The sequence below is a fragment of the Nocardia sp. CY41 genome (assembly GCF_009829325.1).
Classification (GTDB): domain Bacteria; phylum Actinomycetota; class Actinomycetes; order Mycobacteriales; family Mycobacteriaceae; genus Nocardia.
The window spans coordinates 222,280-239,135 of record NZ_VUOS01000019.1 but is presented as its reverse complement, the minus strand read 5'-3'; the positions used below and the strand labels follow the sequence as shown (position 1 = coordinate 239,135).

The following is a 16,856-nucleotide window of genomic DNA, read 5'->3' as shown; positions in this document are numbered from 1 at the left end:
GCGGGCATTACCGTGAGACACGAGAACCTCCGGGTCCGTGGGCGTGACCTTCGACAAGCCACACCCCACCCGGAGGTTCTCGCCATATCAACCCGACACGCTGTCACCAACGTCCTGACCGGGTACAGCTAGGCGCTTCGCGCGGTGCCGTCCCCTATGCCGTCCGAACCGCCGAAGCGCCACGGTGCGGCACCGCCCTGCCGAGCGGCATCTGCGGAACCGGAGGCGCGGGCGGAACGAATCGCAGAATCTCGGGGAAACCCTGGAATCCACCGGGAATGGGGACCTCCACCGGGACATCGGGGCCGCTGCAGAGTGCGGGCTGCGCCGTCGCGGGTGCGGCAGCGAAGACCGCGGCGGCGACCGCCACAGCGCCCGACGCCACGGCCGGCCAGGACTTATGCCACGAGCGTCGGCCAGTTCGAATTTCGGTCTCGAACGACATGAGCCGGTCCTCCCGATCTGCGTCGCCCGGCCCGGTACGACCATCAGGCGTCACCGAGCCTCGAATTGATCGAAACACCACGGTGCTTACGGTCAATGGATCCGAGCTTCATGCTTCCGCATCCGATCGAGGAGCCCGCGCGGGACACACGAAAGCCGTATTACGAAAAGATAACCGCCCGGCGCCTACTGTCACGCCTTGACCTGCGCGGACGAGCGCGCCGGATTTGCCTGGCCTGCCGCCTTCGGATCGCGTTCATCCTGCTTCGCGCGCACCCCCGCCTCGACCCGGTCGCCGAGATGCTTGTCGACGTTGCTCAAACTGCTGCGGCGGGAACGACCCAACCGGTTCGACGACTGCATCCAGCGGAACACCGCTGCGCCGACGACCTGGAAGCCGTTCTTCGGTACGGCGCCGGAGGGGAGGCTACGCTGCGTCGGCTGTCATATGCCGAATTCCGTCCGGCGCCATATTCTTTCGATGGGAAACGAAATGAAGCTCGCGCTCTGCGGGGTATGCGGTGTGCCGGGAGCCGGCGGCCGGAACGTCCGAGCCGACATCCTGGTGCAGGTGAGCGCGCACCAAACGGTGGACGAAGCCGCGGCCGTGCTGGTGGCCGGCGAGCGGAATCTCTGCTGAGCCACCACGGCGGGCGGCCGGCGCGACTGGCGTCCGCGGAGGTCATCGGCGCGAAACGGCGTGCGATGCGGGCTGACCGGAAATCCGGCGCGCGTTGGGTAGATTCCCCCGCGATGTCCAGAATCCCTGCCACATCCGGTGCTGGCGACACGACCGATGCCGCGGTTCCCGCCTCGATGGTCGGGCGCCGGTATCGCAGCAGCGATCACTACGTGGTCGAGCGCGAGAAGATCCGGGAGTACGCCCGTGCGGTCCGTAACCGCCATCCGGCGCACCGGCTGGAGGACGCCGCGGCCGAACTCGGCTACGGCAGCCTGCTCGCTCCCCCGACCTTCGGCGCGGTGCCCGGGTACCTGGCCTACGCCGAGGTGTTCGACACGATGCTGCCCGGTTACGACCTGAGCCGGACCATCCAGACCGATCAGATGATCGAATTCCACCGACCGCTGCTGGCCGGCGACCGGATCGGCTTCGAGATGTGCCTCGACTCGTTCCGGCACGCGTTCGGCGGCGACCTCATCGGCTTGCGCCAGACCATCGTGGACCAGGACGATCGGCCCGTCCTCACGTCTCGGACCAGCCTGGTCGGGCGGGCCGACGAAGCCCTGCCGCCGTGGTTCGACGCGGTCGTGATGCACGGCGCACGCCCGGACGAGCGCACGCCGCGCCGCGCCGCGCACCCGCGCTACGTCGGGGCCGGTGACGAACCCGCCCGCGAGATGCCGACCACACCGCCGTGCCCGGAGGCGCGGCGCCGGTTCGACACCGTTCGTCCCGGAGCAGCGCTTCCCCCGCATACGCTCATGGTCAGCCGGGGCGATCTGGTGAACTACGCCGGAGTCGCGGGCGACCCGAACCCCATCCATTGGAGCCCCGAGGCGGCCACGCGGATGGGATTGGAGAACATCGTCGCGCAGGGCCTGTTCACCATCGGGCTGAGTGTGGACTTGCTCACCTCGTGGTCGGGCGACCCCACCGCCCTGCGCTCCTACAACGTGCGCCTGACCAATCCCGTCCACGTCGGCGCGACCGGCGGCCGGATCGAATTCTCCGGCCGGGTGAAACACCTGGACGAGGACACGCGCACCGCCACCGTCGCGATCATCGCCGAGCACGACGGACGCAGGATCTTCGGCCGCGCGACGGCCGAGGTCGCCCTCGCGTGAGCGCACGAGCCGTTCGCGCCGCCGCAATCGGTGGGTTTGGTCCGGAGCACCCGGGGCACGTTGGAGGCGGAGCGCGCGCCCGCCGGGACCGGCGGACGCGATCTCGGCACCCGATCGAGCGGGCAACCGGCCCGCTCGCACCCGAAAGGACCGGTATCTGTCGTGGTTGTGCTTCTTGCTGTGATCGGCTCGGCTTCCCTTGCCGTCATCGCGGTCCATGCCACGGTCGTCGCACGCAGCTTGGCGGAACTACGCTCCCCGCGCCGCCCCGGCGCGCTCCGGGACGAGCGGGACGCCGCGGAGCTGACAGGCACAACGGTCTGATTCCCGCACCATCCCCGCGGTCGCTGCCTTCGCGCAGGTCGACGCCGTCATGTCTCGATCGGATGGAGAATCGGATACGATCTTGACTGCCTCTCGGTCCAGCAAACGGCCGCTGAGACAGTCGGCGTGCGCTGGTGCCGCCCCATGGTGATCGGAGGCCGGGTTGTCGGTGTTCGCCGACGACGGCAATAGTGCTGTCATTCGTCCTGCCACAAGTAGACCCTCGACCGGTGGTGTTCGTGCGGCGTGACGGGACAGACGACGATCCCGAATTGATCGTGGGTGCGGAGTGGCCGTGGCAGCAGCCTTCGGTGCTCCTGATCGAAGACGATCCGGGAGACGCGCTGCTGGTGGAGGAATTGGTCGTCGACGGCGCGCCCGGTCTGCAACTGCACTGGGTCCGGTCGCTGGCCGAGGCCGCCGAGCATCTGGCCACCGCGGAACCCGACTGCGTACTGCTCGACCTGCATCTGCCCGACGCCCAGGGGCTCGAGGCGGTGGAACGCATCCGCAGGCACACCGACCAGGTCGCGATCGTGGTGATGACCGGGCTCGACCAGGAGCAGACCGGCTTGGCCGCGGTCGCGGCGGGAGCGCAGGACTACCTGGTCAAGGGCCGGGTCGAACCCGAGTTGTTCGGGCGCGCCGTGCGCTACGCGATTCAGCGCAAGCAAGCCGAGCGCACCAGCGCGGCCTTGCAGGCGATCAATATGCGCGCGCAGGAGAACGCCCGCCTGGAACGCGGCCTGTTGCCCACCCCGCTGCTGCGCGGAAAGCAGGTCGTCGACGTGGTGGCGCGCTACCGTCCCGGGCGGGCGCACGCGCTGCTCGGGGGCGATTTCTACGACGTGGTACAGGACGCGGACGGCACGGTGCACGCCGTCATCGGCGACGTGTCCGGCCACGGGCCCGACGAGGCCGCGACCGGCGTGGCGTTGCGCCTGGCCTGGCGCACCCTGGTCCTGAGCGGGGTGACCGGCGCTCGGCAACTGCGGCTGCTCGAAGAAGTCCTGCTCGCCGAACGCACCGGCAAGCAGACCTTCGCGACGGTGACCAGCTTGATGTTGCGTCCGAGCGAGCGCCGCGCGCAGGTGTTGCGGGCCGGGCACCCGGGAATGCTGCTGCGATCGGCCGTCGGATTGGACTGGGTCGAGGTGCCCGGCGGTCCCGCCCTCGGCTTCCTGCCCGGTCGAGCCGAGTGGCCCGCCGAGGAGGTGGATCTACCGCTCGGCTCCGGGCTGATGGTGTTCACCGACGGCCTGTTCGAGGGACGAGTCGGGACGGATCAGGAACGGCTCGGGGAACAAGGGCTCGTGGAGGTCGCGCGCGCGGTGCGCGCCGCCGATCCCGACTGGTTCGTCGACGAACTGATCGGCCGCGTCGAGGCGCTGGCGGGGGAATCAGGTGGATTGGACGACGATGTCGCCATCCTGTATCTGGGATGGAACGACGACGGGCGAGGACAGGACCGCAACCGATGACGACGAAGACCGGGCGGCCGCCGGTGAGTGCGCGGCTGACCGCCCAGGCTTGGTTTCAGCTGGTGCTGGCCGCGATGGTGCTGGTGGTGATCATCGGCACCGTGGCGGGAGCGCAGGTGATCGCGCAGACCAACCGGGTGACCGACCGGCTGCTGGATAAAACGCTGCCGGCGGCGACCGAGGCCTACCGATTGCAGAGCGCCCTGGTGGACCAGGAGACGGGGCTGCGCGGCTACGGCATCACCGGTGACCGGCAGTTCCTGCGGCCCTACCAGGACGGCACCCGGGCCGAGGCGCAATCGGTCGCCCGGCTGCGCGAGCTGCTGGCCGACCGGCCGCCGCTGCTCGACGAACTCGACGCCGTCGAGAGTTCCGCGCGGCGGTGGCGCACCGAGTACGCCGAACCGCTGGTGGCGGCGTTGACCTCGGGGGCGACCCGCACCATCGACCCCGCCACTCCCTCCCGCGGCAAACCGCTGTTCGATGAACTCCGCACCCGCTTCGATTCCCAGAACACCAGTCTCGCTGCGGCTATCGCGGACGACGAGGACGAACTCGCGCACACCCGCGCGGTCCGGGACGCGGTGCTGGCCGGGATGGTCATCGCGTTCCTGCTGACCGGCGTGCTGCTGACCGTGTTGATCCGGCGCCTGATCGCCCGTCCCCTCGGCTACTTGACCGACGCATCGCTGCGGGTGGCGAGCGGCGAGTTCGATCACCATATCGACGCGCACGGCCCGGCCGACCTGGCGACCGTCGCGAACGCGGTGGAGAGCATGCGCAGACGCATCGTCGCCGAGCTGGCTTCCTCGCGCGCCCAGGAAGCCGCTCTCGCCGAGCAGAAAACCGATCTCGACCTGCAGGCCGTGGAACTGCGCCGGTCCAACGCGGAGCTCGAGCAGTTCGCCTACGTCGCCTCGCACGACCTACAGGAGCCGTTGCGGAAGGTGGCGTCGTTCTGCCAGCTGCTGGAGAAACGCTACGGTGACAAACTCGACGAGCGCGGCAAGCAGTACATCGACTTCGCCGTCGACGGAGCCAAACGGATGCAGGGGCTCATCAACGATCTGCTCACCTTCTCCCGGGTGGGCCGGATCACCGACCGCACCGAGCCCACCGGCCTCGGCCCATCCCTGGACAAGGCCCTGACCAACCTCTCCGCAGCGATCGACGACACCAACACGCGCATCCTGCGCCCGGAGGAGTTGCCCGAGATCGTCGGCGATCCGACTCTGCTGACGATGTTGTGGCAGAACTTGATCGGTAATGCCATCAAGTTCCACGCACCCGACCGCGCACCGGAGATCGAGATCACCTGCGGACCTGTCGAGGAGGGCGATGGCTGGTTGCTGTCGGTCTCCGACAACGGCATCGGGATCGCACCCGAATTCGCCGAGAAGGTGTTCGTCATCTTCCAGCGGCTGCACAATCGTGAGGAGTACAGCGGAACCGGCATCGGGCTGGCCCTCTGCAAGAAGATCGTGGAGTATCACGGCGGCCGGATCTGGATCGACACCGATTACACCTCGGGCACCCGCTTCTGCTTCACCCTGCGAGCCGCCGGAGCCGACGGCACCGCCCACACCGCTGACATTCCCGTCCATGAAGGAGCCCCCGCATGACCACCCCCGGCAGGCCCATCGACATCCTGCTCGTGGAAGACGACCCCGGCGACGAGCTGATGACGCGAGAGGCGTTCGAGGACAACAAGATCGGCAATACCCTGCACGTCGCCAGGGACGGCGAGGAGGCGCTCGAGTTCCTCTACCGGCAAGGCAGGCACCCGGACGCGCCCCGGCCGGACCTGATTCTGCTCGACCTCAATCTGCCCAAGTACGACGGCAGGCAAGTGCTGGAGAAGATCAAAGCCGATCCCGACCTGGCGCACATCCCGGTGGTCGTGCTGACCACCTCGGCGGCCGAAGAGGACATCCTGCGCAGCTACCGCCTACACGCCAACGCGTACGTCACCAAGCCGGTCGACCTCGACCAGTTCGTCGCCGCGATCAAGCAGATCGACGACTTCTTCGTCCAGGTGGTCCGGCTGCCGCGCCAGAGTCTGTGAGGCGTCTCCCGCGGCAGTGGGCTCGGGCACGTCGATCAACGAATGTCCCGGGAGGGCCGGACGGGTTCTCACGGACGGAGCCAGCCGACGAATGGGCGATGATCAACGGGGTATAGCCTCGGGGAGCACACGCGCGGCGAACACCGCAGCCGAGCCCGATGATGGTCTACACGCTCGGCGTGGCGCGGGTACAGCGCACCGATCCCCGACAGGGAGGTAACGAGGTGACGGCGCATCGACGCCCTTGGCACGGCATGACGACGGGAAGACCGCGCCACGACGGACGCACTCCGGTCCCGGCGGTTGGTGCGTGGTCGTGAGCGCGGGCGAGCGGGTCCCGCTACCCGACGCCATGACGCCGCTGGAGCTGGACTTCCCCGCAGAAGCGGTGCAACTGGCCACTGTTCGCCACACCCTGCAGGAATGGCTCGCCGAGTGCGGCATGGCGGCGGCCCCGGCCTATGACGTGCTGCTGGCCGTCGGTGAAGCGTGCACCAACGCCGTCGAGCACGGCCATCATGGCGACGGCGGCATGGTCCGCTTGCGCGCATCGATCGACGGCGACGAACTCCGGGTGACCATTTCCGACAGCGGTCGATGGAAACAACCGGATCCGCAGCCCGATGCCTTCCGCGGACGCGGCATGCCGCTGATCCGCGCGTTGATCCCAAAGGTCACGGTGACCACCGGCGATTCCGGCACGGTGGTCGATCTGCGCACACGCTTCTCGGGATAGTCACGGCGCCTGGTCGGCCGAGTTGTCCCGCGCATCCCGCAGGCGGACGTTGTCGGCCTGCAGGCGATCGTTGGCCGCGTACAACCGGTCGTTGTCCGCGTGCAGGTCGGCATTGGCGTCCTCGAGGTCCAGAATGCGGCGGATGCCCGCCAGGTTCACGCCCGTGGCGACCAAGTCGGTGATCCGCCGCAGACGGGCCAGATCGTTGCCGCTGTAGCGGCGGGTGCCGCCGTCACTACGCGCGGGAGTCAGCAACCCGTGACGCTCATAGAGTCTGAGCGTCTGCACCCCGATGCCGGCCAGCCCGGCAGCGACCGAGATCCCGTACACCGCTTGACCGGGATCCGGCAGATGCCCCGAGTCGCCCCTCTCCTGCGTCATTCATCCTCACCTCGCGTTGCCCAACAGATTTCCTAGCTTAGCGCCTTGCACTCAACTTCTCTCGATGCTATAAAAAATCTATGCCAGATGACAGAGGTTATCTGGCCCCTACTACGGAGAATGGAGTGAGTTGGAGGTGGCGACCATGCTGATGCGCACCGATCCGTTTCGCGATCTGGACCGTTTGACGCAGCAGGTGTTCGGCACGAAGGCACATCCCGCGGTGATGCCGATGGATGCCTGGCGCGCGGGCGAGGAGTTCGTCGTCGAATTCGACCTGCCCGGTATCGACCCCGAGTCCTTGGACCTGGACATCGAGCGCAACGTGGTGACGGTGCGCGCGCGTCGTCCCGAACTCGACTCGGGCCGCGAGATGATCGCCGCGGAACGCCCCCGCGGCGTGTTCAGCCGTCAGCTGTTCCTGGGCGAGAATCTGGACACCGACAGCATTCGCGCCGACTACACCGACGGCGTCCTCCGCCTGACGATTCCGGTGGCGGAGAAGGCCAAGCCGCGCAAGATCGAGATCGGCCGCGGCAACGGCCACAAGGCGATCGACGCCTGAGATCACCGCAGCGAACACGAGAGCCCGGCCGAGCCGAAAGCGAGGTGATGTCGCAGTCAGTGACGGCGGACCGATCTACAACAAATGTCGTACCACCCCGTTCCGAGCGGGCCCGTATGCGCGGGCCCGCTCCCGGCCGGAACGCGAAAGGCGTTACCACCCAGCGGTATCCTTGCGGAGGAAACACCTGATGGAGAGCTCGCTCATGGCACGCACCGATCTGCGCGACCCGCTACCCGCACCGACCGACTCCGGAGCTGCGCCCGAAGCGACGGTTGTCTGGCCCGACCCCAGTCCACTGGACGCCTGGTGGCAGCGAATCATGCACACCGACCCAGCGCGCCGCGACGCCGCCTGACCCGGACCGATCCTTCATGACAAGCCGGCCCCACCACCATGCCGCGGCGGATTTCTGGCGCCGCGGCACGGTGGTCTGGTTCAACATCGAGAAGGGCTTCGGCTTTCTCCAGCCCGTGGACGATCCCACGCAGGTGTTCGTCGAGTACACCAGCATCGAGATGACCGGCTACAAATCGTTGTACGCGGGCCAGCCCGTCCTGTTCACGGCCACCATGCGCAAGCGCGGCCCCGAAGCCACGGCCGTGCGTCCACTGCGTCCCGACGCTCGCCCACGGCCTCGGTGACCGGTCCGGCGGGGAACCGGTCAGATGATCGCGCCGACGTCCTGCGCGACCAAGTTTTCCAAGGCTCGCTCGGCTACCGCGGCAATCGTCATCGAGGGGTTGCAGGCCGCGGTGTTCCCGGGCATGAGCGCGCCGTCGAGCACGTACAGGCCCCGCTGACCGTGCACCCGGCCGTCCAGATCGCAGACGGCCCCCATGCTCGCACCGCCGAGCGGGTGCCAGGTCGACGGGAACAGCAGGTTGGTGTCGGTGAGAATGCTTGCCGGACCGGCGATCCGGTGCGCGGCGGGGCCGATGTGGTTGTCCTGGATGTAGCTGTCACCGTCCTGCGGCCACTGGAGAACGGCGTCGTCGCGGGCCGCGTCGTAGACGAAGTGGCCACGACCGTCGCTGACGCCGTAGCCGACCATCATGGTGCTGCCGGCGTCGGCGCCCATCGGTGGGATGGACGCCTGGATCACGGTGTGGGCCGTGTGCGGATCGTCCCAGTTCTTGCTTCCGTAGACAACCGGACCGCCCTGCTCCGCACCGAAACTCGCCGCGGGATCGGTCCACAGATAGATGCGGTCGGCGTTGGTGCCCCAGCCCTGGCCGAGGCCGTCCGGCATATCGGGGATGAGTCCCTTGGCCGAGGCGCGCACCAGCAGCCTGGTGGTGTTGAGACTTCCGGCCGACATCACCAGTGCGCCGGTGGTGATGATCTTGTTCTCCAGCACGGCGCCGCTGGTGTCCAAGCGCTCGACGTGGACGATCCACCGGCCGTCGGCGGCGCGCTCGACGTCGGTGACCTGGTGCAGCTGTTCGACCGTCACCAGACCGGTCGCCTCGGCCGCGGCGATATAGGTGACGTCGACCGAGTGCTTGCCCCCGTTGTTGACCCCCATGGCGCCGTCGCCGTTGGTGTAGGAGGGCTTCATCTCCCCCCGTAGTTCGGCCAGTGCGTAGTTCCAGTCGATGGGCATCGGGATCTTCGACAGCGGAAGTCCGGCGCGCCGCACGCGATCGGCGAAGACCCGCGAGGCGGCGTAGCTGGGGCTGGCGATCAGCTCGTCCGGGGCCACGGCCAAGCCGAGCATGCGCGCGACCCGCGGGTAGTGCACGCGATCCATGGTGGCCCAGTCGAGAGCCTCGGGGAAGTGGGTGTCGAACACCGCTTGCGCCGGTTGCAAGGACATTCCCTGGTAGACAAGCGATCCACCGCCCACGCCCGCCGCACACAGCGCGGTCATATTTTTCCCGGGCACGGCCTCCACCAGACCGGTGAACGGCTCGAAAAGCAATGGCTTACCGAACAGCACCGGGCTGGACTTGTACCAGAGCACCCGCTTGTCCAATGCCGAGGCGCGCGGGAAGGTCTCGGAATTCGGACCGGTCGGCCAGCGCAGCCCCCGTTCGAGCACCAGTACCCGAACGCCGGCTTCGGCCAGGCGCAGTGCGGTGACGCCACCGCCGAATCCCGATCCGATGACGACCGCCCGATGCTCCTCGCGAGTGAGCGGAACGCTGTTGACCCGCATGGCAATCGGACTCGTGTTCGCGTAGCGCGCGGCGGCCAGCAGGCCACCCGCCGCGGCAGCCCCGGTCAACAGTGACCGGCGCGTAATTGCTGACATCACACACCTCGAAGCTCGGACGCGAGCTGGGAACTCGCGTGGCCGACCACGGCCGCTACGGGACAGTAATATGACCGGACATTCGTGTCCGGTAGTGTGCAAATCTGTAGTAGAGGTCACATTTCCGGGGAGGTGCGCACATTCCGGTGCAGCCCAGGGCTGCGCCTAGCCGAAGTCGCCGGAGGAACCGCCAGTGGAAAGTACGGAATGCCCGGCGGGCGCCTCACCGGCGGCAGCAATCCCATGTTCGTCGTCCGCGGTTCAACACCCATCCCGCCGAGAACGAACGATTCCTGGGGAACCGTCCCGCGACCGTAGGCGCCGCCCTTGCTGCGCTGCGCTCGAATGGCGGGCTACAGGGTTCCACGCTTGATCCCTTTGCTGCGCCCGTTGCCGCTCGATGCCACCGGAAAGGCGATCAAGGACCGTTCGCGGCAGCGGATTCCGCGCGCTGCCGCTCCCCGGATATCGTGCAGACGCCGCCCACAGAAAGGATGCCGCATGACCGCCTTCCCCGATTTCGACGCTCTGCGCGCCGCGGTAGGCACCGAACTCGGCCCGGGCGAGTGGCTCGAGATCGACCAGCGACGCATCGACCTGTTCGCCGAGGCGACCGGCGACCACCAGTGGATCCACGTCGACCCGGACCGCGCCGCGGACGGCCCGTACGGGGCCACCATTGCCCACGGGTTCCTCACCCTCGCGTTGCTCGCTCCGATCAGCCAGCAGTTGATGACAGTGCGGTCGGCCCGGATGGCGATCAACTACGGCCTGAACAAAGTGCGCTTCGTCAGTCCGGTGCGCGTCGGCAGCCGGGTGCGCGGCACCGTCACGCTCACCGCAGTCACCGACGTGCCCGGCGGCGTGCAGGCCGAACGGACCGTGACCATCACCGCCGAGGGCGCGGACAAGCCGGCCTGCGTCGCCGAACACCTGGTCCGTTACCTGAACTGAGGGGGCACACTGATTCGCAACACCACACTCGCCGATCGGCGAGTTCACTCGGCTGAGCAGTAGCGGGGCGACGCTTCGGGCTGTCCATGGTTCAGCGGACAGCGCGGGAGCGATCACGGCGGCGCCCCCGGATCCCGCGCCACTGCGCGACGACGGCTGAGCACTGCGCCCCGCGGGGGTCGGGGCACACAGCTGAGAGGCGGTGATCCGCTCGACGTCGGAGGCGCGGGCGCGGCACGCCGCCGAACCGCTCCGGGCAACGCCGGGGCTCGAGTCCAGCGACCTGCGGTGCCTCGCCGTGCAGCGGCTCGCCGACGGCTGGCGCCGCGACCGGATGTGCAGAAAAGCGCCAGGCCCGCATGTCGGGGTTCCCCCCGGCCCGCGGAGCTGCTATACATTAGGGGAGGCTTACCTCGTTAGTCGAGGCTAACCTCATCGGAAAGGTGATCCTGGCTGTGAGGCTTCATGTACGTCTGTATCTGTAACGCGGTGTCCGAAGGTGATGTGCACACCTGCGTTGCGGCGGGCGCCGACAGCATCCGCCAGGTGAAGAACGCCTGTGGTTGGAAACCCGGCTGCGGCAGTTGCACGGCGCGATTGGCCGAGGTGATCGGCAGCGCCCGGGCGACGACCGGAGCGCAACCCACGGCCGCCTGAAGCGACACACCAGGCGGTCTCTGCCGCGCTGCGCACATTTTGTGCCACGATCGCTGCTATGGACGGCGACAAGGACATCGTGGCGTTGCTCAACGAGCAACTGACGGCCGAACTCACGGCGATCAACCAGTACTTCCTGCACGCCAAGATGCAGGAGAACTGGGGTTTCACCAAGCTGGCGCGGCACACTCGGCACGAATCCATCGATGAGATGAAACATGCCGAGCTCCTCACCGACCGGATTCTGTTCCTCGAGGGGCTGCCCAACTATCAGAAGCTCAATCCGCTGCGCATCGGGCAGAGCGTGCCGGAACAACTGCGGGCCGATCTGCAGATCGAGCTGGAAGCGGTGGAACGGCTCCGGCGGGGCATCGAGTTGATGCGTTCGCGCGGGGACGTCACCTCCGCGCGCATCTTCGAGCACATCCTCGAAGACGAGGAACAGCACGTCGACTATCTGGAGACCGAACTCGATCTGGTGGAGAAGCTGGGCGAGCCGCTGTACCTCCAGCGCTTCACCGAAACTCCGGACGACTGACCCGGCTTTCCGCCGCGCCACGCCGGGACCGCCCGGCGATGCCCTCCGGCGCTCGCCGCGCCGGAGCGTATCGCCGGGTCGGTGATTTCGGATGCTCGGCGCGCATCGAACAGTTACCGATCCAGCCTGGCTCCCGACCATCCGGAGATCAAGGGCATTCTCTGGTACACGCCGGACGAAGCCGGGTCGTCAGCGACCCTCTCGGTCAGCGGTCCGGCCAGACGTCCTTCAGTCGCCGCGCCGCCTCGGCGGCCTGACGCACCCCGGCCGCGTGCGCGGGGGCCAGCGCGGCCGGGGCGAACACGTCGAGCCCGAACGCGGCGATGGCGTCGTCGTCGGGGACGATGGAGATCTCTGTGGCCGAACCCAATTCGCGATCGCTGGGAACGCGCGGGAACATGTGCGCCAAGGGTTCGGCGATCACTACGACATCCGCGCCTGCGGCCAGGTCGGCGTTGACCGGCGAGCGCAGCCCGCCGTCGACGTAGTGGCTCCCGTCGATCGGAATCGGCGGGAACACGCCCGGCACCGCGGTGCTCGACGCCAGTGCCGCGGGCAACGACGCCGCGCCGTCCCTGGTCCACGCCCGCAGGTCACCGGTGGCGATGTCGATCGCGGTGACGACGAGATCGCGCTCGGGCCACCGCGCCACACCGGCCAGCCCGCCGATGCGTGCGATGTGCTCGTCCGGATCGCCGACCCGGGCGGACAGCGCCAGTGCGCCCGCCCGGCGACGCCCCTCAGCGGGATCCTGCCCAGGCGTGCGCAGCACGGCGAAGATCTCCGCCATCCGCGCCGGATCCGCGCGCACCGGCGCCGATGTCGACGGCGGCCGCAACAAACGCGCCGGATTACCACCGTCGGCCAGCACCGCGCCGACCACCGCCCCGGCGGAGGTCCCCACGAAGCGATCCGCCAGCGCCAAGTCCACACCGCTGTCCCGCAATCCGGTGGCCAATCCCGCCAACCACGCGATGCCGACCGGGCCGCCCCCACCCAGCGCGAGCGCGACCGAAAACTCTTTGTGTGCCACCGCGTCCGACATGCCGCAAGCCTATCCGCCCCGGCCGAGTCGGCCCGCCCCTCGCCATCCGACCACCTCAGCGGTGATAGGTCTCCACCGAGGCGTTGGTGACGACCCCGAGCAGACCGGGGCCCCAATTCATGCATCCCGTCGTAGTGCGCTGACCGTTCGGCGTGAAGGGGTAGCCGAGCTGGATGTAGGTCCCGGCAGCGTATAGCGGAAACGGTCCTGAGCTGTAGATGCCGACACATTCCACCCGGAGGACGTACTCGGTGACGTCGCCGCCGGGGCAGGTCGCGGAGGCGCTGAAGATTTCTCGCTCGACGACGCAATCCCGCGGTGCCGCTTGCACCGGGCCTGTCCCGGTGATCGCCACGCAGGCCAGTCCGGTAACAGCGCCCACGCCAAGCCGCGCGACGGCGGCAGCAGCCCTTCTCATGAAGCTCCTTCTGATCAGCCCTCGACCCGTAGGTTGGTGATCGGCGGGACGCGGTTTTCGTTATCGACGCCGAGGAGTTACGCCCAGATACGCGACAGCGCCGAACGAGAGTACGTCTGCTGGGGCGTCACCGTGATCAGGTCGCACACTTCCACGAGTTCGCCCGGCACCGCATTGCCGAAGTGATGCAGACCCGGTGCGATCACCGCGTCGACACCGAACACCCGCACGGCGTCGACCAGGCGCTCCACCGGCGCGTCGGTGCCGGCGCCGAAGGTGACGGTCTTGCACAGCTCGTAGCCGAGACGCTTCGCCAAGCTCCGCATCTGCGCTTCGTCCCAGTCCTGCGACACACCCGAGACATCCTTGCGGAGATATCCCAGCGCGGGTGGTTTGGCCCTCATCGGTACTCCCTTGCCGCGGTCGTAGCTGAAGTGGTGGAAACGCTGCGCCCTGCGGTTCACACGTGTCGACGCATCGACCCGCAGACTGAGCGAGTTATTGACATCATATGTTGTCAACAGCAGTCGATGTCAACATGTGCGGTGCGCGAAACTTCGGCAACCACACCCCACACCCACCAAGCGCGCCGCCGGCTACCAACAGGCCCGAACTGGACCACGGGTCACCCTCGGCTACATGCTCCCCTGCGCCACCTTCCTACCGCCGGACGCGGCCCGCTCCACCGCTTTCGGCCATCCCGGGCGCGAGCGGCTCGGTCGGGCTCGGGAACCTCCCGCCCGACGTCGCGATCGCGTTCATACCGAATTTGCGGCGCGACACCGCAGCCGGTGATCGCCGCGCACACGATTTGATCGAAGCCGTCTACGCCGCGCTGTGACGAGGCCGCCCGAACCGAGTCCCTGCAGCCCCGCGGACGCGATCCCGCTATTCCAGCATCCCGGTCTGCCCGCCCGCGCCGGGCGCTCGAGTCGCGGGCCGCCGCGCCAAGATCACCCCCAGGGCGATCATCCCCGCGCCCAAGGCGAAGTGCAGCCAGTTGTCCGCCGTGTCGAGCGGCACGAAATTGGCGTCGCTGTCCGGGTCCACGACGAGGCCGTACAGCCACAGGACGAGGTAGAGGACACCGCCGCCGACGAGGTACGCACGCGCCGACGCGGGGGTGCGGGCGGCCAGCGCGCCGATGACGCCGAATGCCAGATGAACCACGTTGTGCAGCACGGACACGTTGAACAAACCGAGCAACTGGGCCTGCGAGTGATGCCCCGCCCAGTCGAGTTCGCTGTAGTCGGTGGTGATTCCTGGAATGAAACCGAGAATCCCGACCAGGAGGAACACCGCCCCTACCGCCATAGCGGCGACCTGCAGAGGCGATCGCCGATCCGTTGTCGCGCCCGTTGTGGAATTCGACATCGCCGAACCAGCCCTTTCCGGTGTGGGTGACCTCCGTTCCCCACCGTGCTACCCCGGCGAAAACAGGACAAACCGACGCCGGCTGCGCAGTGAGACGCCGCCCACACACCGGACGGCGGGGGCGCGGCCGTGATTCCGGTCTCCGGACCGCGAGTCGATCACCGGAAGATTTCGGCGTTCGGGCTGGTGCGCCGTCCGCGTCGGAACCGATCGCGAACTTCCGACGAAGTCGGCGCCGCGCCGTGGACTCGCGCGCGGCCAGGCGGCGGTGAATACTGTCGGCGACTCGAAAACAACTGTCCGCCTTGATAAGCCGACGCAGTCTGACAAACGGATGGTGCTGCCAGAGAGGCGATGACCGTGTTGGTCTGGTGTGTTGTGACGATGATCGTGATCGTCCTGTTGGGTGCCGCGGCGACTGCGATGGCATGGGATCCGCGCGGGCGTCGCCGCTCGGCCGCCGCCGCGCCGGTGCCGGTGAGTTCGGAGTCCACCGTGGCGCGCCAGGGAGACTGGCCGCGCACGCGTTGACCGAGCAGCGTGCCGATCCACACACCCGGGGGATCGGCACGCTCGCTTCTGGGACGACAGGGCGCTCCCGCCGCGCCGAGGCACGCTACGCCTCGGCCGCCGTCACGACCGGGGGCTCAGCTGACGGAGACGCTGCCGCCCTTGGGCAGGTAACCGATCTTCTCCACGGGCAGCTCGCCGACCACGGAACCGGTGCAGTCCCTTCCGGAGTACAGCGTGACGGCACGATCGGTGCTGTTGACGACGGTGATCTGGAACGTGGTGTAGAAGGTGCCGTCGGTGTTCAAGCAGCCCACCGGATCCGCGTGCAGCTCACCGTTGATCGACAGCGTGCCGACCGCGGCCTGCGCCGTCCCCGCCGACAACATGGCCGCGGCCCCTGCCAGGGCAAGCGCACCGACAAACCCAGCAGTACGAATCATTCGTGCCTCCAGTTCTTTTCGATGTCGACCAACCCCGAAGCCGACGTCTCGTGAAAATGCGCCTGTGATTCTGTCACGAGTTCCGACCGGACGGAACCGTGCTGGTCCCGGCACCGGGAGACACGACATCGCCCGGCCGAGCGTCGATCGCGCCCGGCCGGGTGAAATCTGTTGTCAGGCGACGGCGTGCGCGGCGCCCACCGCCCGGACGTCCCTGCGGATCCCGAACGCCACGACGATCTCCATGATGCCGAGGATGATCAGCCAGACCCCCGCCAAAACGGCCAGCGTGGCCACCGACCGAACCGGCCAGACGATCAGGACGACACCCGCGGCCGCGGTCACCACGCCGAAGAACACCTGCCACCAGCGCCCCGGCATCGCGGGTTCGGAGATCGCCGCCGCCAGCAGCGCGATCCCGCGGAAGAGCCAGCCGATGCCGATCCACAGGCCCAGCAGCAGGATCGAGGCCAGTTCGTCGCGGAAGCAGAACACGCCGACCACGATGGACAGCACGCCGATGATGAACGACAGCACCCGCAGCCCCGCACTGGCCGGCGCGCCGAAAGCCGCGATCAACTGCAGGAAGCCGGTGACCACCAGATAGATGCCGAAGACGATGCCTGCCGCCTGCAGGGTGATGTCCGGCCAGACCAGGATCAGGATGCCGAGGATCACCGCCAGAACGCCGGTGAGCAGAACGGTTTGCCACGCACGGCGGGCAAGAGACTGCAACGGACCCTCTACCACGCTGTTTGTCGTCATACTTTGATGCTATAGCTGAGGTCGCGGGTTTTCTGATCATTTGCCGACCCGGCCGCATCGCGCTTGTTCGGCCGGTACCGCGGCGTTGCCCGG

The 16,856-nt window shown here is 68.0% G+C and carries 22 protein-coding genes; 11 read left to right on the top strand and 11 right to left on the bottom strand.

The window, feature by feature from the left end:
- Positions 1–636: 636 nt before the first annotated feature.
- Positions 637–765 carry a hypothetical protein gene (locus tag GVY64_RS38755; protein WP_268895665.1) on the bottom strand — a complete coding sequence of 43 codons (129 nt, stop codon included), beginning with the start codon at positions 763–765 and terminating at the stop codon, positions 637–639.
- Here GVY64_RS38755 and GVY64_RS21835 point away from each other — a divergent pair.
- From GVY64_RS21835 to GVY64_RS21810, 6 genes are all read left to right on the top strand, one after another.
- Positions 758–1,084 carry a hypothetical protein gene (locus GVY64_RS21835; protein WP_159844327.1) on the top strand — a complete coding sequence of 109 codons (327 nt, stop codon included), beginning with the start codon at positions 758–760 and terminating at the stop codon, positions 1,082–1,084. The two genes, GVY64_RS38755 and GVY64_RS21835, sit on opposite strands and share 8 nt — an antisense overlap.
- Positions 1,085–1,197: 113 nt before the next feature.
- Positions 1,198–2,250: a fused (3R)-hydroxyacyl-ACP dehydratase subunits HadA/HadB gene (locus GVY64_RS21830; protein WP_159844325.1), complete on the top strand. Its 1,053-nt coding sequence runs from the start codon at positions 1,198–1,200 to the stop codon at positions 2,248–2,250.
- A 563-nt stretch (positions 2,251–2,813) separates the two neighbouring features.
- The gene (locus GVY64_RS21825) at positions 2,814–4,055 is read left to right on the top strand and encodes a PP2C family protein-serine/threonine phosphatase (protein ID WP_236567048.1); all 1,242 of its coding nucleotides are present in this window, start codon (positions 2,814–2,816) and stop codon (positions 4,053–4,055) included.
- Complete coding sequence (locus GVY64_RS21820) at positions 4,052–5,677, top strand: sensor histidine kinase (protein WP_159844323.1); 1,626 nt, start codon at positions 4,052–4,054, stop codon at positions 5,675–5,677. The genes GVY64_RS21825 and GVY64_RS21820 overlap by 4 nt, the downstream gene beginning before the upstream one ends.
- The gene (locus tag GVY64_RS21815) at positions 5,674–6,120 is read left to right on the top strand and encodes a response regulator (RefSeq protein ID WP_159844321.1); all 447 of its coding nucleotides are present in this window, start codon (positions 5,674–5,676) and stop codon (positions 6,118–6,120) included. The genes GVY64_RS21820 and GVY64_RS21815 overlap by 4 nt, the downstream gene beginning before the upstream one ends.
- Positions 6,121–6,436: 316 nt before the next feature.
- Complete coding sequence (locus tag GVY64_RS21810; protein WP_159844319.1) at positions 6,437–6,856, top strand: ATP-binding protein; 420 nt, start codon at positions 6,437–6,439, stop codon at positions 6,854–6,856.
- Here GVY64_RS21810 and GVY64_RS21805 read toward each other — a convergent pair whose 3' ends face one another.
- Positions 6,857–7,237, bottom strand: coding sequence for a MerR family transcriptional regulator (locus tag GVY64_RS21805; RefSeq protein ID WP_159844317.1), 381 nt, complete (start codon positions 7,235–7,237; stop codon positions 6,857–6,859). It lies immediately after the preceding gene.
- A gap of 145 nt (positions 7,238–7,382) precedes the next feature.
- Between GVY64_RS21805 and GVY64_RS21800 the strand changes: the two genes are divergently transcribed.
- The 3 genes from GVY64_RS21800 to GVY64_RS21790 all read left to right on the top strand — a co-directional run bounded on the left by GVY64_RS21800 (position 7,383) and on the right by GVY64_RS21790 (position 8,446).
- On the top strand, positions 7,383–7,802 hold the full coding sequence (locus tag GVY64_RS21800) for an Hsp20/alpha crystallin family protein (protein ID WP_159844315.1): 420 nt from the start codon (positions 7,383–7,385) through the stop codon (positions 7,800–7,802).
- Positions 7,803–7,992: 190 nt separating this feature from the next.
- Entirely contained in the window at positions 7,993–8,160 is a 168-nt protein-coding gene (locus GVY64_RS21795; RefSeq protein ID WP_159844313.1) for a hypothetical protein, read from the top strand.
- 16 nt (positions 8,161–8,176) lie between these two features.
- On the top strand, positions 8,177–8,446 hold the full coding sequence (locus GVY64_RS21790) for a cold-shock protein (protein WP_159844311.1): 270 nt from the start codon (positions 8,177–8,179) through the stop codon (positions 8,444–8,446).
- Between the two features lie 20 nt (positions 8,447–8,466).
- Here GVY64_RS21790 and GVY64_RS21785 read toward each other — a convergent pair whose 3' ends face one another.
- Positions 8,467–10,059: a GMC oxidoreductase gene (locus GVY64_RS21785; protein ID WP_159844309.1), complete on the bottom strand. Its 1,593-nt coding sequence runs from the start codon at positions 10,057–10,059 to the stop codon at positions 8,467–8,469.
- Between the two features lie 501 nt (positions 10,060–10,560).
- On the opposite strand from GVY64_RS21785, the gene GVY64_RS21780 reads away from it, so the two are divergent.
- Entirely contained in the window at positions 10,561–11,013 is a 453-nt protein-coding gene (locus GVY64_RS21780) for a MaoC family dehydratase (RefSeq protein ID WP_159844307.1), read from the top strand.
- A 416-nt stretch (positions 11,014–11,429) separates the two neighbouring features.
- Here GVY64_RS21780 and GVY64_RS39160 read toward each other — a convergent pair whose 3' ends face one another.
- Complete coding sequence (locus tag GVY64_RS39160) at positions 11,430–11,678, bottom strand: hypothetical protein (protein ID WP_442939609.1); 249 nt, start codon at positions 11,676–11,678, stop codon at positions 11,430–11,432.
- 50 nt (positions 11,679–11,728) lie between these two features.
- On the opposite strand from GVY64_RS39160, the gene bfr reads away from it, so the two are divergent.
- Positions 11,729–12,208 carry a bacterioferritin gene (gene bfr, locus GVY64_RS21770; protein ID WP_067807548.1) on the top strand — a complete coding sequence of 160 codons (480 nt, stop codon included), beginning with the start codon at positions 11,729–11,731 and terminating at the stop codon, positions 12,206–12,208.
- A 205-nt stretch (positions 12,209–12,413) separates the two neighbouring features.
- On the opposite strand, the gene GVY64_RS21765 is transcribed toward bfr, so the two are convergent.
- The 7 genes from GVY64_RS21765 to GVY64_RS21735 form a co-directional block, all read right to left on the bottom strand.
- On the bottom strand, positions 12,414–13,253 hold the full coding sequence (locus GVY64_RS21765; RefSeq protein WP_159844303.1) for a patatin-like phospholipase family protein: 840 nt from the start codon (positions 13,251–13,253) through the stop codon (positions 12,414–12,416).
- Positions 13,254–13,308: 55 nt separating this feature from the next.
- Positions 13,309–13,671, bottom strand: a complete 363-nt coding sequence (locus tag GVY64_RS21760) for a hypothetical protein (RefSeq protein ID WP_236567044.1) — start codon at positions 13,669–13,671, stop codon at positions 13,309–13,311.
- Positions 13,672–13,748: 77 nt separating this feature from the next.
- The gene (locus GVY64_RS21755) at positions 13,749–14,075 is read right to left on the bottom strand and encodes a hypothetical protein (protein WP_159844301.1); all 327 of its coding nucleotides are present in this window, start codon (positions 14,073–14,075) and stop codon (positions 13,749–13,751) included.
- A 484-nt stretch (positions 14,076–14,559) separates the two neighbouring features.
- Positions 14,560–14,985 carry a DUF4383 domain-containing protein gene (locus GVY64_RS21750; protein ID WP_236567043.1) on the bottom strand — a complete coding sequence of 142 codons (426 nt, stop codon included), beginning with the start codon at positions 14,983–14,985 and terminating at the stop codon, positions 14,560–14,562.
- Between the two features lie 218 nt (positions 14,986–15,203).
- Complete coding sequence (locus GVY64_RS21745) at positions 15,204–15,599, bottom strand: hypothetical protein (RefSeq protein ID WP_159844297.1); 396 nt, start codon at positions 15,597–15,599, stop codon at positions 15,204–15,206.
- 93 nt (positions 15,600–15,692) lie between these two features.
- Positions 15,693–15,998 (bottom strand): hypothetical protein, encoded by a 306-nt coding sequence (locus tag GVY64_RS21740; RefSeq protein ID WP_040871783.1) that lies wholly within the window; start codon positions 15,996–15,998, stop codon positions 15,693–15,695.
- Positions 15,999–16,172: 174 nt separating this feature from the next.
- Entirely contained in the window at positions 16,173–16,763 is a 591-nt protein-coding gene (locus GVY64_RS21735; protein ID WP_159844295.1) for an HdeD family acid-resistance protein, read from the bottom strand.
- Positions 16,764–16,856: the final 93 nt, after the last annotated feature.

Coding starts and splice junctions, on each gene's coding strand:
- GVY64_RS21830 (WP_159844325.1), top strand. CDS start 1,198: ATGTCCAGAATCCCTGCCACATCCGGTGCTGGCGACACGACCGATGCC.
- GVY64_RS21820 (WP_159844323.1), top strand. CDS start 4,052: ATGACGACGAAGACCGGGCGGCCGCCGGTGAGTGCGCGGCTGACCGCC.
- GVY64_RS21815 (WP_159844321.1), top strand. CDS start 5,674: ATGACCACCCCCGGCAGGCCCATCGACATCCTGCTCGTGGAAGACGAC.
- GVY64_RS21805 (WP_159844317.1), bottom strand. CDS start 7,237: ATGACGCAGGAGAGGGGCGACTCGGGGCATCTGCCGGATCCCGGTCAA.
- GVY64_RS21800 (WP_159844315.1), top strand. CDS start 7,383: ATGCTGATGCGCACCGATCCGTTTCGCGATCTGGACCGTTTGACGCAG.
- GVY64_RS21795 (WP_159844313.1), top strand. CDS start 7,993: ATGGAGAGCTCGCTCATGGCACGCACCGATCTGCGCGACCCGCTACCC.
- GVY64_RS21790 (WP_159844311.1), top strand. CDS start 8,177: ATGACAAGCCGGCCCCACCACCATGCCGCGGCGGATTTCTGGCGCCGC.
- GVY64_RS21785 (WP_159844309.1), bottom strand. CDS start 10,059: ATGTCAGCAATTACGCGCCGGTCACTGTTGACCGGGGCTGCCGCGGCG.
- GVY64_RS21780 (WP_159844307.1), top strand. CDS start 10,561: ATGACCGCCTTCCCCGATTTCGACGCTCTGCGCGCCGCGGTAGGCACC.
- bfr (WP_067807548.1), top strand. CDS start 11,729: ATGGACGGCGACAAGGACATCGTGGCGTTGCTCAACGAGCAACTGACG.
- GVY64_RS21765 (WP_159844303.1), bottom strand. CDS start 13,253: ATGTCGGACGCGGTGGCACACAAAGAGTTTTCGGTCGCGCTCGCGCTG.
- GVY64_RS21760 (WP_236567044.1), bottom strand. CDS start 13,671: ATGAGAAGGGCTGCTGCCGCCGTCGCGCGGCTTGGCGTGGGCGCTGTT.
- GVY64_RS21755 (WP_159844301.1), bottom strand. CDS start 14,075: ATGAGGGCCAAACCACCCGCGCTGGGATATCTCCGCAAGGATGTCTCG.
- GVY64_RS21750 (WP_236567043.1), bottom strand. CDS start 14,985: ATGGCGGTAGGGGCGGTGTTCCTCCTGGTCGGGATTCTCGGTTTCATT.
- GVY64_RS21740 (WP_040871783.1), bottom strand. CDS start 15,998: ATGATTCGTACTGCTGGGTTTGTCGGTGCGCTTGCCCTGGCAGGGGCC.
- GVY64_RS21735 (WP_159844295.1), bottom strand. CDS start 16,763: ATGACGACAAACAGCGTGGTAGAGGGTCCGTTGCAGTCTCTTGCCCGC.